We start from the raw sequence: 16,245 nt of genomic DNA, 5'->3' as shown, positions 1-16,245 counted from the left end.
ATGCACAAGGTTTTATTTGTTGATGATGAGGAAAATATCCTTTCTTCCCTGCGCAGACAGCTTAGAAAGGTTTTTGAAGTCCATACTGATAGCAGTCCTGAGAGTGCCCTCGAAAAGCTCAATAATGGAGAGAGGTTTGCTGTTGTCGTATCTGATTACCGCATGCCAGGAATGAATGGAGTTGATTTTCTTGGGCATGTCAGGAAAATATGTCCTGATAGTACCAGAGTTATGCTTACCGGTTATGCTGACCTTGATAATGCCATCAAAGCAGTTAACGATGGCAACGTTTTCCGGTTTCTCACAAAGCCTTGCCCTGAGGAAAAATTACTCGAAAATTTGAAAGAGGCTGTCAGACAATATGAGCTTGTTACTGCCAAAAAAATACTTCTGGAAAAAACACTAAAAGGCAGCATCGAACTCGTAACTGAAATAACCCAGCTTGTTCATCCCGATTTTGGAGCCAATGCTAATGTCGTTAAGCGTCAGACAACATATTTGGCCAAAAAAAAGCAGGTTAAGGATTTGTGGCGATATGAAATAGCAGCCATGCTCTGTCAGCTTGGATCAGTTATCCTGCCTGAAACTGTTCTTACAAAACGGATTAGCGGAGATTCCTTTAACCCGGAGGAGCTTCAACTGTATGAAATGCATCCTATGGTCGCTCAGGGATTAATTTCAAAATTGCCAAGACTGGAGAAAGTCGGTGCAATGGTTGAGTATCAAATGAAGGGGTTTGATGGGTCCGGTATTCCCCGTGATGGAGTAGAGGGAGAAAAGATTCCGCTCGGTGGAAGAATTTTAAAAATAGTTTTGGATTACAATAAATATCTTGCCAGAGAAGGTTCATCACAGGCTGCTTTTAAGCATCTTGAGGATAATTATGAAAAATATGATCCTGAGCTTATGTATTATTTTGAAGGTATGCTGGGAGTTGAAGCCAGATACGTCGTTAAGGAAGTAATGATAAGTGAACTATTGGCCGGTATGATCTTTTATGAAGATGTGGTCTCTGATCAGGGCGCTCTTTTGTTCCGCAAAAGTTTGGAAATAGATAAATCGAAAATTGATAGACTTAATATGTACGCCAAAAAAATCGGTATTAATGAACCACTCAAAGTACTTGTGCCCGGTTGATCCTTAAAGCTGAATTAATTTGATTGTATCTTTTTTTGATTGCTGCCTATTCTTTGTGTGTCTCATTGAAGGAGGAACACAATGTACAAGCGATTTGCTTTATGGATAGCAGCTGCTGCCATGATGCTGGTGCTATACAAGCTGCCACTTAAGAAAGGAGATTTTAATTCATTAGAATCGCTGGAAACTTATACGGTTAAAGTTAACGGAGTCAGCTTAGGATATAAAATTGCTGGCGAAGGCGATCATATCCTTTTGATAATGGGATATGGATACCCTATGAATTTCTGGGATTTTAATTTTATTAAGCTGCTGTCTAAAAATCACCGTGTAATAATTTTTGATAATCGTGGGATAGGAAGCTCCTCCTCTGATTCAAGGTCTTTCTCAATCGATTTGTTTGCGTCCGATGCTTATGTACTTATACGAGAGCTGGGGCTAAAAAAAGTTTCAGTTTTAGGATGGTCAATGGGAGCGGTTGTCGCTGGGAAGCTGGCTGCTGATTATCCTGAGTCAGTAAATAAACTGATATTGTATGCTGGTTTTATTGATCAGAGACCTGTTCTGGAATCTTTAGCTGAAATTAAGAGAATTCCTTCTGATGAGTTTGAACAGAAAGCTTTTCCTGTCAAATGGGTTGCAAATCATCCTATGGCTTTTGATTCTTTTACTATTTCAAAACCTGATTTTAGCTCCAAAGCTGTTTCACGTCAGCATAGTGCTTTAGCAGGGTGGAGTGGCGGTAAAGATCTTTTCAAACGAATAAAAACTCCGGCACTGGTGGTTTACGGTGAGGATGATTGGGTTGTGCCTGCAAAGCAAAGTCTTGAAATTGCTAATCTGATCTCAGGCTCATGGCGCGCAGGCTTTAAAGGGGCAGGGCATTGGCTTATGTTTCAAAATCCATATGGTCTTGTTGAAACCATTGATAATTTTCTTTCGGTTAATCAGGATTTACCCAATAAAAAAAAGAATTAATCCGCTGTTAGCCCATAAAGAGCTGCTCCATATGCTCCCATAACATCGGGGTGTTCCGGAATTAATATTTCTTCTTTTAAAGAATTTTCCAGCAGAGTCCTGACGCATGGATTGTGGGCGACTCCTCCTGCAAAGACTAAAGGGAATTCAAGGCCAACACGTTTCAGCATATTAATAGTTCTATTAACTATTGATGCATGCAGGCCCAGAGCGATGTTTTCAGCCGGTTTACCTTGAGCCAGAAGAGATACAGCTTCGCTTTCAGCAAATACAGTACACATATTACTTATGGGTAAAGCTTCAGTTCCGTTAAGGGCGTATGCTCCGAAATCTTCAATTGGGATTTGAAAAGCGGTAGCTAAGAATTCAAGAAATTTACCTGTCCCGGCAGCACATCTGTCATTCATCTCAAATTTTGAAACCTTGCCATTTGCTAAAAGAGAAATCGCTTTGGTATCCTGACCACCTATATCAAGTATTGTTTTTGCTTGTGGAAAAATTTTGGCTATTCCAAGCGCATAGGCTTTAATTTCAGTAATTGCGTGGATATTTTCTATAATTTTTGAATTTAGAATTAATTTACGACCATATCCCGTAGCCACTATTTTTTCGGGCTTTTCCGATTCAAATATTTTTTGGCACTGTTGCAGCGGTGTGAAGGTTGTAGCTGTTTTTATGGAATTAACGATGTTTCCTTCATCATCTACAACAAGATATTCAATTGAACGTGAGCCAATATCTATTCCTGCAACCATTATATTCTCGATTTTTATTTATTAATATCTGCCAGATTTTATTTCAGTATTTGTGCAAAAATACAGCTTTAGCTGTGAGTACGCAACGTTAAAAACACAGCATTTTTTTTGAGGTCTAAAAACAGTTACTGGATTGTGTTATCTGTTGAAAAAAATCCAGTAACGGTATGCTTTTCAATTAATTTCAGAAGCTCACTGATTTTGATTGGTTTGGCAATATAGTCTGTCATCCCTGCGTTGATAAATATTTGTTCATCTCCAGACATAGCGTATGCCGTTACAGCTATAATCGGGATTTTAGTATTGTTTTTTCCAGCTTTTCCTTCGCGTATAGCTTTTGTCGCTTCTATCCCGGTCATGACCGGCATCTGGATATCCATAAGAATTAAATCAAAGTTATATTCTTTTAATTTTTCGATGGATTGAAATCCATTATCAGCTGTTATTATGGCATACCCATATTTTTCAAGATTTTTCTTTATCGCCAGTTGATTTATTTTGTCGTCTTCAACAATCAATAAAGTTATATCTGTTGTATCAAAATTTATTAACTGGCTCTGATCTTTTTCATTGTTATTTGCCTGTTCAATGTAGAATGGTAAACTGATACTGACAGTTGTACCCAAGCCTTTTTCGCTGGTCATATCCAGCTTCCCATCCATAATTTTAACCAGCTTTTTTACTATTGCCAGTCCCAGCCCGGCTCCCTGAAATTTTTTTGCATTGCCTTCATCTCCCTGCGTGAAAGGCTCAAATAGTTTTTCTATGCTGTTTTGTTCTATTCCAATCCCGCTATCTTTAATTGTAAATATCAAGTTTATTCTTTTAGGATTCTTATTTTTTAAAGAATCAATATCCAATTCAACATACCCTGATTGAGTAAATTTAATTGAATTTCCAATTATATTACTTAAAATTTGATGTAGTCTATTCTCATCACCAATTACAATTGCTGGAACTGTACTTGATATATTTGTTTTAAAATCTATAGCAGCTTTGTATGCAGCAGGGTTAAATAGCTTCTTTAATGAATTTACCATAGCAAGCATGTCTATAGGAGTATTTCTTATTGCTAAGCTACCTGCTTCAATTTTTGATAAATCAAGAATATCTCCAACCAGATTAGTTAGTCTCATGCATGATTCTAAAGCATAATCGGTATATTCTTTTTGAGTTGCATCCAGTGTTGTGCTCATGGTTAACAGCTGTAGCATACCAATTACTCCATTTAATGGAGTTCGTAATTCATGACTCATGTTCGCCAGAAATTCATTCTTTGATTTGTTGGCGTTCTCTGCAGCTTTTTTTGCTTCTTTAAGTTCTACTTCTTTTTTCAGTCTCTCAGTTATATCATGGACTATTGAAATAATTTTTTCCTGATTTTTATGCCTATAAGTGCTTGTATAAACTTCTACATCTCGTATTTCTCCATTTGAGAGCTTATGTTTGGTTATAAGTCTGCTTATCTGGTTTTTGTGAACCTGTTCTAATAAATTTTTGGTATGTTGTGTAGGAAAGGCATTGATATCAAAAATATTCATTTTGAGCAGTTGTTCCTTAGGATATCCGTAAAAATCAATTGCCGCAGAATTTGAATCAATGAAGTTACCGTTTTTAGGATCCAATATATACATAACTGAATAATTGTGTTCGAAAAAAGCCCGATAATGTTCCTCTCTGTCTTTAACAACATCACTTATTGAACTTTGAGTTTCAGAATATTCTATGATCAGGCAAATAGTATTAATATCAATCCTAATTATTTTAAAATCAAAAAAACTGTTGTTCAAAGAATATCTTATTTTGTTTTTTACATCTTCATGAGCTAAAAATTGTTCGAGTATTGTATTGATTTCATATTGGGTTTCAATTCCAAGCTCTTTATCAAGAATATTAATAAAATTGTCAGCTTTGATGTTCTTATATTTAAGGGCAAAAGATGATTTATTTTCAAGCTGGTATATAAGAACTGCAGAATTGATATTATCTAAAATTTCAATGTTGAATTTGCTATTGCCGTCATACTGTTCAAAATGATTTCTAGGATGATTTATTTCTTTATTTTCTTGGGATATTGCCAGTATAAATGATTTATTTTCTTTTTTAAATTTATAGGCGTGGACTTTTGCCGGAATCGGGGTTCCGTCTTTTGCCAGATGTTCAATTTCGAATTGCGCAATATTGGAGTCTATAAATCTTTTTGAAAGAGGGGGGCGATCGGATAGAGTTTTAGGTGAGTCAATGACATCTACAGTCATTCCGATAAGTTCATCTCTTGTATAACCGAGACGTTGGCATGTGGCATCGTTAACATCCACTATGGGTCCACGGCTTCCATCATCAAGCACTTCAAAAATCAGTGCTGTATCGTTTAAGTTGTGGAATATGAATTGGAACAGCTCCCAATTAATATCCAGACTGCCTATGAGAGTTCTGATTTTTTCAGACATTAATAAGTAATCCTCATTCATCTATTTAATGAAATTACTTATTATATTATCATAGTTATATATTAATTAACAACCCTTGTGGTCGGCTAATGCCAGCTTTTCTGTATAATTGCATTTTTGACTAAAGCTGCAAATATTTTTTGTTGCTGTACTGATTGCGGCAGATATTCAGGATGCCACTGCACTCCGATAAGGAAAGAATTGCAGGTGGATTCAACACCTTGAATTATACCATTTTGATCTGTTGCTGAAACCTTGAGGTCCTGACCAAGAGAATTTATTGCCTGATCGTGAAGGGAGTTTACATAGCATGTAGAAGTTCCCAATATGTTATTGAGTTTGCTGCCAGCTGTAAGTGAAACCAGTTTGCGGGGAAGAATTGTTTTTATCTGAGGCGTTTCAGAATAGAATTGTCTGGTTTCCTGATGGAGTGTCCCTCCAAGGCATATATTCAGCATTTGAGCTCCGCGGCAAATTCCTAAAACTGGAATTTTTTGTCTGACAGCGTGCTGGCAAATACGTTTTTCCAGCTCATCTCTTTTTGTATCAGAACCTGCTTTTGAGGTTTTAATACTGAATATCATTCTAAGTAATAACATTAGAATAGCAATTATCCTGTTTTTTACTGTGTGGCCCTCTATTTCTTTATTTATTTTATTAAATTCCTCCCCGTAATTTGCAGGATCAATATCTGTTCCTCCTCCAATAATAACTCCTTCAATTTTATTGATATCAATATTTGAATTTTTTGAAGGTGTAATTCGTATGCTTTTTCCTCCTGCCCTGAATATAGCTATTTTAGTCATAATCCATGGGAAAAACCCACCACGATCTGGACCGGTTATACATATCAGAGGACGTTCGGACATTGTGAGTTATTAGCTCCTAAAATTATCAGAGAGAAAGTTATCGACAGTTTCAATCCATACTTTTAAGGGGTTGTCCGAAAAAGTTATTCGGCTCAATTGCCATTTCTTAATCAGTTCCATTCTTAAATTGTCATCTGAAGCCAGCATCTCTACAAACCACCAGCGGTTCCATTCATCAGCTATTTTCCAGTCACTGTCTCCTATTTTGCAGTTTGGGAGTCTGTAATGGAAAGCCGGGCGGGAGTGGACCAGATTTTTTTCAACTGGATTTAATTTTTCAAATACTAAATCCTTATCTATTTCGCAAAGGACAGGAAGAAAATCTAAAGCCCGGTTTCTGGTTGGATTGTATTGCATATAATCTGCTATAAGTTGTTCATTTTCTGGAGTGTAGTCTGAATTTAAAGTTATATCACAGTAATCCTGAGGGAACGGGTCGATAAAATTAGTTAAATATCTTCTTGTAGGATCAATATCTGATTTTTCAATAAGCCATTCTTCAATAAGAAGAAAAGCCTGAATATAGCTTATCATTGTCTTAGATGTCAGGTCCGGTGTGGATGGATTAATATGCAGTCCATAAGCATTCAATATTGAATCCTGAGTCCCCTGAACATTTAATTCTGTTAAAAGCGCAACTATTTCATCAAGTTTTATAAAATCTTCAAAGAGTAAAGGATCAGTGACTATTTCACATGGGACTATAAAACTACTTAGTTTATCTATCCCGCCTTCTATCTCTTTTAATATGGAACTGTGGTTGATTTCAGGATTAATTTTTTCAAAAAAAGTCCTATGTTTTGCTGATAGCAATATATCAGCATCACGTTCTATTTTAATATTACCGATAGAACTTTTCTCAAGAATCATTTTAAACGGGCTTATTTCATTTATTTCGCCACCCATTTTCTTTTGCAAGGCCTTGGCCGTGTCTCTGGCAGAAATATTACCAAACTCTATTTCGAATCCTGCTCTACGTGGCTCATTTGAAGAATTTAAGAAATCAGCAGGTTTTAAGAATCTGTTCATTTTGTCCCTCAATGGTTCTATTTATATTTTCAATTCATAGGCACTGTACTTTGTAAAAGTGCTCATGGTCAAATCATTGTCGTTATAATTGTATATCTTATGCTTTAATCGTTTTAATTAATTTTATCAGAAACTGAAATAAATAGGGATTATGGCGCGAGCACCATAATCCCTATTTTGACCATTAGCCTGAGAGCGAAATATTTTTACATTTTTGAGCGGATCGAAGCTATTTTGGCTCCGATGTTATCTGCCTCAACTATTTCAGTGACTAGGGCTACACATTTCACACCGCGACTGGTAACTTCTTTAATATTGTGTTCTTTGATGCCACCTATTGCAACAAAAGGAATGCTGATATTTTGTGCTACATATTCCAGATAGTCAAAGCCAACAGGATCGCAGACATCTTCTTTAGTCATCGTTTTAAATATGGGGCCTACGCCGATATAGTCGGCTCCAAGTTTAACGGCCTCCCGCGCCTGCTCGGGATTATGAGTTGAAAGGCCTATAGCCATTTTATCCCCAATAAGTTTTCTGACAACTTCAATGGGAAAATCTTCCTGACCTATATGTATGCCATCAGCTTCGACCATCATGGCAAGATCAATATCATCATTAATTATAAATGCGGCTCCGGCTTCTCTGGTCATTTTGCGGATTTCGCAGCACTCTTTGTATTTTTGACCACTTTTTATTTCTTTTTCACGGTACTGAATAAGTTTTATATTATTATCCAGCATTTCCTTTACTACTTCAATATTTGATCTGCCTTTGGAAAATTTTTGTGCTGTCAGACAATATATATCTGTATCCAGAATATTTTCTCTTGTTATTTTTCTTGTGCTCATTTTTTCTCTCCTTCAGAAAATTTATCAAGCCAGAAATCTAAAACCGCATCAGCCTGTTTTGCCGCAGCAATAGTAACTCTGGGTGATTGCGGTGGAATTTCAGCAGAGCATTCTGTTTTCATATCACCAATCATAATCAGATTTCGGCCAATTTTTTTTGTAATTAAATCGTTTGTATTTCCAATACCGCCAATACCTGAAGCTGTCACTACCAGCTTATCTGTTGGTAGAAATGTTTCGACAAAATATTTTTTCAATAAAGCTTCATCAAGAGCTTCAATCACCGTGGAGCAAGTTGAAAAAAAATCTTTTAAATTAGTTTTCGTTATTTTTTTTATATGTAGATCAAGCTCTAAATCTGGATTGATAGCCAGTAGATTTTTTGCAAGGGCTTCAACCTTGTATTCTCCAAGTTGTGAAATAAAAAAATTCTGCCTATTGAGGTTAGATTCCTCAATGCAATCAAAGTCTACTATTGTCAGTCGCTTAAAGCCACTTCTGACTAGGTTTACAGCGCAATTTGAGCCGAGGCCCCCGGCCCCGGCTATCCCTATTTTTATCTTTTGCAGGAATTTGAGGCGATTTTCACCTATGTAAGCGGCTATGCCTCTTTCAGTCCTGTTCATTATTCCCTCTACAATGTTCCAAAAATTGGTTCCCAATCTTTAAATACGGGCTGATACCCCTGACTGGAAATGGCTTCGCACATTTCTGTTAAGCTGCGGGTATCACTGATATCAAATTGAGCTGATTTATCAGAATCATCTTCTGCTTTGGCATGGCCGCCGACTTCTGTAGAAACTCCTGCGGACATTTTTGTCACACCGAGGTGCATGATATTGTTTCTGAATTCAGCTTTTTCTCTCGTTGAAATAGTTATACCTGCACGAGGCATGAAAATTCGCAAAGCTAAAAGGTTTTGAACCATCTCAGTGTCACTGACAACACATGTCTGTTCAAAGTGTCCTACATGTGTCCGCATACGGGGTAATGATACAGCTATATCAACTCCAGGATATTTGCTTTGTAAATAGTGGGCGTGCAGTCCTGTTTTAAAAGCATCATGCCGCCATTCATCAAGCCCGAGCAAAGCGCCGATATTTACAACTCTCATTCCGGCTTTACAACTTCGTTCCGGAGCATCAAGTCTGAAACGATAATCATGTTTCGGTCCTGAAGGGTGAAGAACAGGGTAGAGCTTTTCGTTGTAGGTTTCCTGAAACATGGTCATCCCGTCAACCCCGGATTCAGCCAGAGAAGCATATTCCTGCTCCGTCATTGCGTATATTTCTATGCTGACAGAGGGGAAGTATTTATTAAGGATTTCAACGCATGCTTTGATATATTCCGGAGATGATTTTGCTCTGGCATCACCGGTTAAAATCAGGATATTCTTCATTCCGGTAGATGCTATAACCTTTGCCTCTGATTCAACCTGTTCATAGCTCAGCTGACTGCGGTAAATTTTGTTTTTAGTGTTAAAACCACAATAAACACAACGGTTTGTACAGTAATTTGCCAGATAAAGTGGCGTAAAAAGTGTTATAGTTCTGCCAAAGTGCTGTAATGTTAATTTATGCGCCTTTTGGGCCATGTCTTCGATAAAAGGAACCGCTGCAGGACTTAGGAGTGTTAAAAAACCTTCCGGACTGATTTGTTCCTGTGCAAGAGTGTGTTTAACATCCGTTTCAGTTTTAGAGGCCAGCTGTTCCTTTAAACATTCTTCATCATACTGGGCACAAATGTTATAAAAGCTCATTTTTACTGTCCTTCTGTAAGAAATCCGGTCAGTGGTGAGGATGCCTGCGCCAGATTGCTTTTTGCTCCAGGACCTGACAAATATGCTTCACGTCCGGCTTTAACAGCATTTGAAAATGCTTTTGCCATCTTAACAGGGTCATTGGCAGTGGCAATGGCCGTATTAACTAGACACGCATCAGCTCCCATTTCCATGGCTTCACAAGCTTCACTTGGTCTTCCGATTCCAGCGTCGACAATAATTGGCAGTTTAATTTCTTCAATTAGAATGCGAGTCATTTCACGGGTTTTTAATCCTCTGTTTGTCCCTATAGGAGATCCCAGAGGCATTACAGCAGCAGCTCCTGCGTCAACCAGTGCTCGAGCTATATAAAGGTCAGCATTCACATACGGCAGGACAGTAAAGCCCTCTTTGGCTAATATCTCAGTGGCTTTAATAGTTTCATACCCGTCAGGAAGCAGGTATTTGTTGTCAGAGATAACCTCAATTTTTATCCAGTCACCGCATCCGGCAGCCTTTGCCAGTCTTGCTATGCGTACAGCTTCTTCAGCTGTTCTGGCTCCGGATGTATTGGGAAGGAGTTGCATGTTTTTGGGGATGAAATCCATCACATTTTCAGTGGTCGCGTTAAAGTCAACACGTCTCATGGCAACAGTTATTATCTGCGACTCAGAAGAATCACACACAGCTGGGATAATGGAGTCGTCAGCATATTTACCGGTTCCGATAAGAAGACGGCTTTTAAATTTAACTTTGCCAATTTCTAATACATCATCAATCATAATCAACCTCCGCCTACAAAACGGAGAACTTCAAGGTTGTCTCCGTCTTTTAATAAAGTTATGGCGAAGTTTTCTTTTGGGAGGATTTCGTAGTTTAATTCAATTACCACTGTGTCTTCTTTGATATTTTTTCTGACAAGCATGTCCTTAACCGATATGGAGTCAGACATATCAATTTTTTCACCATTAACAGTAATAATCATATTGTTTGTCCTCCAAAAAAAAAGCTCGCCACATAGGGCGAGCAAATATAGATACTAGGTATAATCCATACAGCTTCCCTACGGCAGTATTACCCGCATCAGGTTCGAAGGGTCGGCACATTGCCGTCTCAGCCTAAAAGGCGCCCCTAGCTTGATTAAAACTTTAGTGAATCAGCTTATCTTTGTAAAGTGTCATGTTTGAAATAAGTTTATTAGTTGGGGTGATATGGATATTTAATTAGTTCTTATTAATTATTTAAATATGTTATATTAAAGAATAGTTTTATATGTGTTATAAATATTTTTGAAATTGTGTGATTTGTATGAATCGCTTAACTATATAATTTAATATTTCTTTTTAAGAATCAAATATCCTTTATGGAGCTTTATACTATGCAGAAGGTTTTAACTTTGTTGCAGTTTCAGCAATTGGTTAAAAAAATGATGAACCATGAACCTCTTGTCGAAATTTCAGAGTCATGTTTTCAAATGGAAGATGAAAAACAGGGATTAGAAAAAATTGCTTCAGTCCGGGGTTTTTCAAGATATAGCAGGCCCGGATATGAGATAACTTTTGATTGGGAAGCAAAAGGTAATCTTGATGGTTATCTCATAGATATGTTCGATTTTACTATAGAAGTTTGTGCAAAGGGTGAATTTACGCCTGTTTTTAAAGGCGCAACAGTACTTGATGATTATAAAGAACCTTTTGAAGGATATGAAATAGCACAAAAGATTTTGGAAATGGTTGAAAAAGATGAGTGGGTAAAGTGGATTAAGCCTATACTTCCAGAACCTAGGATGCTGATTTAAACAAAATATTATTAATTTACGCATGAAAACCCAAGTCCAGCTAATACTCAGGCCGGACTTGGGTTTGAAAGATTACTTATTCAGCATTCAATGTCTTTATCTGCTGTATTGAATTTTCCATCATTTCAATACCGCTTTTCATCATTTTTAGCCCCTTATCACTGCCGTTCTGGGCAACACTCATTCCTCTCATCATAGCCATCATACCTGTATTGGCTGATTTCATCACTTTCTGGCATGATTCAGCGTGTGCTGTTTTTTGGGAAGCACTTTCAACCATCTGCATGCCTTTGTGCATAGGCATCATTTCTTTTTTCATAATCTCCATTCCCTGTGCACGTGTTGCAGGGTCTGCCATGAGCTGTGCTCCATGTTTCATTTTCATGAGTCCCTGTTCCATAGCTGCAATGCCTTCTGACATTGTTCCGGAATTTTCAGAGTGCATATTCTGCATCGAGCCCATTCCATTTTCACCATGGTTCATTTCCATAGCAAATCCTGTAATTGAAAATGACAATATAAGTGCTGCAGCGGTGGCAAATGTGATTAATTTTTTCATGTTGTTCTCCTGTGTTAATTGTTTAATCTTTTAACTATCATAATAGTCAGGTCATCTTCCTGACTGTCAGATCCTGTGAAGTCTTTAACCGCTTCAAAGATACTCTCAGCTATTTCATTGGCGGAAGACGTCTGGTTGGTTGATATTACTTTTTTTAATCTGTCTTTTCCGAAAAAAACTCCTTCAGAATTAATTGCTTCCCATATTCCATCTGTTCCTAAAATTAAAATCTGCCCCGGTTTTAGATAATAGTCTTCATTTTCTATGAAAACGGAATCATCCATTAAGCCTAAAGCAATTCCCTCACCGTTAAGTTCTGTAAATTTTTCTGATTCAGTATCGTAAATTATTGCTGGATCATGTCCTGCTCTTATCCAGCTGAGTTTTCCTGACAACGGGTTCATTTCAACAGCAAGCATTGTCATGAATTGTCCTGTTTTGTATGTATCTGCGGCAATCAGTTTATTAATGTCTGTTAAGACTTCTCCAAGATTGCCACTGTTCAAATTTCTTGCATGCAGGTAACCTCTTATGGAACCCATTAGAATTGCTGCCGGAACTCCATGTCCACTGACATCTCCTATAATAAATCGCATGCAGTTTTTATCATTACCTGAAACCAGATAATCGAAATAGTCACCGCCTATGGCATCACAGTATTTACTGTTACCGTAGATATCGAAAGAGCGGAATTCAGGAGAATCTTTAGGTAACAGATTTTCTTGAACCTCTTTTGCCACTTCAAGTGCGCTTTTGATTTCAATATGCTCCCGTAGAGCAGGGACCATCTTATTAAAATCTTCAGCAAGTTCTCCGATTTCGTCATTATTATGAATATTTACTCTGGTAGAGAAGTCTCCGGAAGCAATACGTTTAACCCCTCTTACAAGAATCAAAATATTGGATGTAAATTTTTGTGAAAGGGAAAAAGCCAGTATAAAAATTACAGCGGTTACAACTGATAATATAAGTATAAGATTTGAGGACTGTTTCTTTATTGTATTTTTGATAAATGTTTTGGCCATTTCAGCCGGAGCAATAACATCTTTATGCGGCAGTATAAGCAGTAATGAAACTCCTCTCTGAGCTGTCTTGGAGAAGGCCCATATACTTTCCTGTCCTTTATAAGGCATGTTTAAAATGCCGGATTTGTTATTTTCAAGGGCGCTTAAATATTTTTCAATATCCTTCTGGGCGACAGTCTTTTGAAATGACTCTTCAGTAGGAGGCTGCCACATGTGCATCATTTCAGCTTCTTTTTCTGTGGGGGAAGAAGTCTGCTCAGCTATGATCTTTATGGTTTTATTTCCGTTTTCGGTCGTTTTTATTTCAGTTAAAAGTGAGCTGATATTATCTGAAAAGGCCTTAAGATGATTGTAACCATGTAATAATATGTCCAGAGGGACATCTATGGAAACTGATCCCAGATATTTGTTGCTTGAAGAGATTATATTTAATGAAGCGGTAAGTACTGTTCTACCTGTTATTGGGTCAGTATATGGCAAAGACCATTGTGCTATGGGTGCTTTATCGAATCCGATTTTATTTGAAGCATGCCGGATGCTGTCTGAGGTCATCATGCCCATATGATTTTTATGCATCCCTGACATGTGATTTATTTGAAAATTATGATTTTTCTTAGGGTAGCTTAAACTTTCACCCGTGAATAAGTTAACCTTGATCCATAACACCAGTTCAGGATTTCTGATTTCAATCGTTTTAAAAAGTGGAATAATTTTATTTTCAGAGTTAATCGGAACAATTAAATTGTCGCTCCATTTTTTTTCAGTGTCATAATTTAACGAGTTGAAATCAAATATATTTTTACCAAGGATACCAAATTTTTTTATATTAAGAAATTTTTGGGATAAAATTTTAGCTTCATCTTTTTTCATTGAGTTTGCAGTTAATATCTGCGGAATCTGGTATTTTTCTCCTGATTCAATCCATTTCGCGAGCTCCAGTGACAACTGCTGTAAATTGAACTCAATAATCCTGCCCTGTTTTGAGAGAATTCTGGCGTGATCTTCAACAAGTCTTTTTAATTCTGAACTGCTTTTTTTTACCATCTCATTTTTCATCTCACTTCCTATCTCATTGGATAACAAGTGTAATGAATCAACTATGCCAGTTTGTATAACGGCTAGCGGTATTATAGAGACAGAAAGAAGTATTATTAAAAGTTTTGATCTTATCTTCATAATATAAAATTTAGGGCTACAGGGTAGAATAAAATATGTAGCTTCAACTATACATCAATTTCTAAATATTCCCACATTCTTCAGTTTTATTTACATGATGTGTTCCAATAAAATTTTATTATTATATTTTAGCATGTTAAATAAAATTAATTAAGGTGACTAAGTAAAATTGATCTTATAAGTGCAAATATTTTCACAACTTTTTATTGTATACTAAAATAGTATGATAAAATGCGAGATTAAGCAATTTATCTTGTGCAAAGCTGTTTTTAAACGCGTATATTTGCACTGATTGGTGAAAATACATGCACTTTTGATTCTAAATTTTACAAATTTTAAAAAAAAGGTATTGTTGATATGAAAAATAATTATTGTAAATTCTATACCAATTTAGAATGGAATAATGTTTGCTTGTAATTTTAAAAAAGTTTTGATTTCGAATCAGGAGATTATAATGAGCAGGAGCTATAAGCATAAATTTATATATTGTTTTTTGATTGCCTCCTTAGCATTGGTTTATTCACCTAATTGTATCTATGCGGACGATTCTGGTTCAAGTTCATTGAATGGCGAGGCTGTGAGTGGTGATACTGATAGTCTCAAATCATTGCGTAATTATCTGGTTGAAGCAGCCCGAAGTAATGATCAGCTGTATTCTGCCTTTTATGCATGGAAATCTGCTCTGCAAAGGGAAGGCAGTGTATCAAGTCTACCTGATCCAAGGTTTAATTTTGGATGGTTTATCCAGCCTGTTGAAACAAGAACAGGACCACAGGAATTTAAATATGGCTTGAGTCAGACTCTTCCATGGTTTGGGAAATTAGGACTAAGAGGAGAAAAGGCTCTCAAAAGTGCTGATATTCAGAAGGCAAAATTTGATGATTTAAAACTGAAGATTTTTTATAAAGTTAAAACAGCATATTATGATTATGCTTATTTGGCTCAAGCCATAAAAGTAACCAAAGAATATATCGCCCTGATGGAATACCTGGAGAATGTGGCCAGAGCGAGATATTCCGCAGGAACCGGTGGTTACGATGGTGTTATAAAAACTCAGGTTGAACTTGGAAAATTACAGAACAGGCTCGATTCATTAAACGCATATAAAGAACCTACCATCGCAAAATTATTATCAGTCATAAACAGTCCTGCAGACCGTAAGCTGCCGATGCCCGAAAATATTCCTGTAATGGTCATAAAGCCGAAACTGGACGAGCTAAAATCAATTTTCAAATCCGGTAATCCCCGTTTAAAAGCTCTCGATCATAAAATCGACATGGAAAAGATAGGGGTCCAGTTGGCAGAAAAGGATTATTTTCCTGATTTTACGTTTGGTCTTGATTACATCCAGACTGGTAAATCCAGATCGCCCAATGTGACTAACTCAAAACGCGATCCTATTGTTGCCGGTATGTCCGTAAACCTGCCCATCTGGTTTGATAAACAGGAAGCTCAACTTTCAGAAGCTAAAAACAGTGTCCGGGCTGCAAAGCGTGCTCGTTCCGGTCTTGAAAGAGATCTTGAGGCCGATTTGGAGCTTGAAGTTTACCGGTATCAGGATGCCATTAGAAAAGTTAATTTATATCATGACACGTTAACACCAAAAGCAGAGCAATCTCTAGGAGTCACCATTGAAGCTTTCCAGTCCGGATCTGCAACTTCAAGTGATCTTATTGATGCTGAAAGAACTCTTATTGAATTCAATCTTTCATATTACCGGGCGTTAGCGGAACAAGCAAAAAAAGTTGCTGCTATTGAATATCTGGTTGGTAGAGAAATTCCATGCTCTGTTCATGGACAGATGCTTCCGTCAGTTTATCCGCGTGATCCAGATAAGCAGTAAAATATAGGGGAAAGAG

General features: G+C 37.1%; 15 protein-coding genes and 1 riboswitch. Of the genes, 4 read left to right on the top strand and 11 right to left on the bottom strand.

Annotated features, from left to right (window positions below; all coding sequences use genetic code 11):
- On the top strand, window positions 1–1,137 hold the full coding sequence (locus G496_RS19630) for an HD domain-containing phosphohydrolase (RefSeq protein ID WP_034633177.1): 1,137 nt from the start codon (window positions 1–3) through the stop codon (window positions 1,135–1,137).
- 81 nt (window positions 1,138–1,218) lie between these two features.
- The gene (locus tag G496_RS0112360) at window positions 1,219–2,115 is read left to right on the top strand and encodes an alpha/beta fold hydrolase (protein ID WP_027179561.1); all 897 of its coding nucleotides are present in this window, start codon (window positions 1,219–1,221) and stop codon (window positions 2,113–2,115) included.
- Here the strand turns inward: G496_RS0112360 and G496_RS0112355 are convergent.
- The 9 genes from G496_RS0112355 to thiS all read right to left on the bottom strand — a co-directional run bounded on the left by G496_RS0112355 (window position 2,112) and on the right by thiS (window position 10,813).
- Window positions 2,112–2,870, bottom strand: coding sequence for an acyl-CoA dehydratase activase (locus G496_RS0112355; RefSeq protein WP_034633175.1), 759 nt, complete (start codon window positions 2,868–2,870; stop codon window positions 2,112–2,114). The two genes, G496_RS0112360 and G496_RS0112355, sit on opposite strands and share 4 nt — an antisense overlap.
- Window positions 2,871–2,995: 125 nt before the next feature.
- Entirely contained in the window at window positions 2,996–5,320 is a 2,325-nt protein-coding gene (locus G496_RS20620) for an ATP-binding protein (protein ID WP_051295014.1), read from the bottom strand.
- An 86-nt stretch (window positions 5,321–5,406) separates the two neighbouring features.
- Window positions 5,407–6,189: a gamma-glutamyl-gamma-aminobutyrate hydrolase family protein gene (locus G496_RS0112345; RefSeq protein WP_027179559.1), complete on the bottom strand. Its 783-nt coding sequence runs from the start codon at window positions 6,187–6,189 to the stop codon at window positions 5,407–5,409.
- Window positions 6,190–6,198: 9 nt separating this feature from the next.
- Window positions 6,199–7,218, bottom strand: coding sequence for an amidoligase family protein (locus G496_RS0112340; protein WP_027179558.1), 1,020 nt, complete (start codon window positions 7,216–7,218; stop codon window positions 6,199–6,201).
- 206 nt (window positions 7,219–7,424) lie between these two features.
- The gene (gene thiE, locus G496_RS0112335) at window positions 7,425–8,069 is read right to left on the bottom strand and encodes a thiamine phosphate synthase (protein WP_027179557.1); all 645 of its coding nucleotides are present in this window, start codon (window positions 8,067–8,069) and stop codon (window positions 7,425–7,427) included.
- Window positions 8,066–8,695: a sulfur carrier protein ThiS adenylyltransferase ThiF gene (thiF, locus tag G496_RS0112330; RefSeq protein ID WP_027179556.1), complete on the bottom strand. Its 630-nt coding sequence runs from the start codon at window positions 8,693–8,695 to the stop codon at window positions 8,066–8,068. The genes thiE and thiF overlap by 4 nt, the downstream gene beginning before the upstream one ends.
- Window positions 8,696–8,703: 8 nt before the next feature.
- A complete protein-coding gene (gene thiH, locus G496_RS0112325) occupies window positions 8,704–9,828 on the bottom strand; it encodes a 2-iminoacetate synthase ThiH (protein WP_027179555.1) in 1,125 nt (374 codons plus the stop codon).
- Window positions 9,829–9,830: 2 nt separating this feature from the next.
- Window positions 9,831–10,610 (bottom strand): thiazole synthase, encoded by a 780-nt coding sequence (locus G496_RS0112320; RefSeq protein WP_027179554.1) that lies wholly within the window; start codon window positions 10,608–10,610, stop codon window positions 9,831–9,833.
- Window positions 10,611–10,612: 2 nt separating this feature from the next.
- On the bottom strand, window positions 10,613–10,813 hold the full coding sequence (gene thiS, locus G496_RS0112315; RefSeq protein WP_027179553.1) for a sulfur carrier protein ThiS: 201 nt from the start codon (window positions 10,811–10,813) through the stop codon (window positions 10,613–10,615).
- Between the two features lie 58 nt (window positions 10,814–10,871).
- Window positions 10,872–10,971, bottom strand: a riboswitch (TPP riboswitch).
- A gap of 331 nt (window positions 10,972–11,302) precedes the next feature.
- Here thiS and G496_RS0112310 point away from each other — a divergent pair.
- On the top strand, window positions 11,303–11,626 hold the full coding sequence (locus tag G496_RS0112310) for a hypothetical protein (RefSeq protein WP_245577918.1): 324 nt from the start codon (window positions 11,303–11,305) through the stop codon (window positions 11,624–11,626).
- A gap of 76 nt (window positions 11,627–11,702) precedes the next feature.
- Here G496_RS0112310 and G496_RS0112305 read toward each other — a convergent pair whose 3' ends face one another.
- Together G496_RS0112305 and G496_RS0112300 are read right to left on the bottom strand one after the other, a co-directional pair.
- A complete protein-coding gene (locus G496_RS0112305; protein ID WP_027179551.1) occupies window positions 11,703–12,185 on the bottom strand; it encodes a hypothetical protein in 483 nt (160 codons plus the stop codon).
- 14 nt (window positions 12,186–12,199) lie between these two features.
- Window positions 12,200–14,266, bottom strand: a complete 2,067-nt coding sequence (locus tag G496_RS0112300; protein WP_245577917.1) for a SpoIIE family protein phosphatase — start codon at window positions 14,264–14,266, stop codon at window positions 12,200–12,202.
- A 574-nt stretch (window positions 14,267–14,840) separates the two neighbouring features.
- Here G496_RS0112300 and G496_RS0112295 point away from each other — a divergent pair.
- Window positions 14,841–16,229, top strand: coding sequence for a TolC family protein (locus tag G496_RS0112295; protein ID WP_034633172.1), 1,389 nt, complete (start codon window positions 14,841–14,843; stop codon window positions 16,227–16,229).
- Window positions 16,230–16,245 lie beyond the last annotated feature (16 nt).

The sequence above is a fragment of the Maridesulfovibrio bastinii DSM 16055 genome, assembly GCF_000429985.1.
Lineage (GTDB): Bacteria > Desulfobacterota > Desulfovibrionia > Desulfovibrionales > Desulfovibrionaceae > Maridesulfovibrio > Maridesulfovibrio bastinii.
Note: the sequence above shows the minus strand (reverse complement) of the source record. Positions and strands in the feature narration are given on the sequence as shown.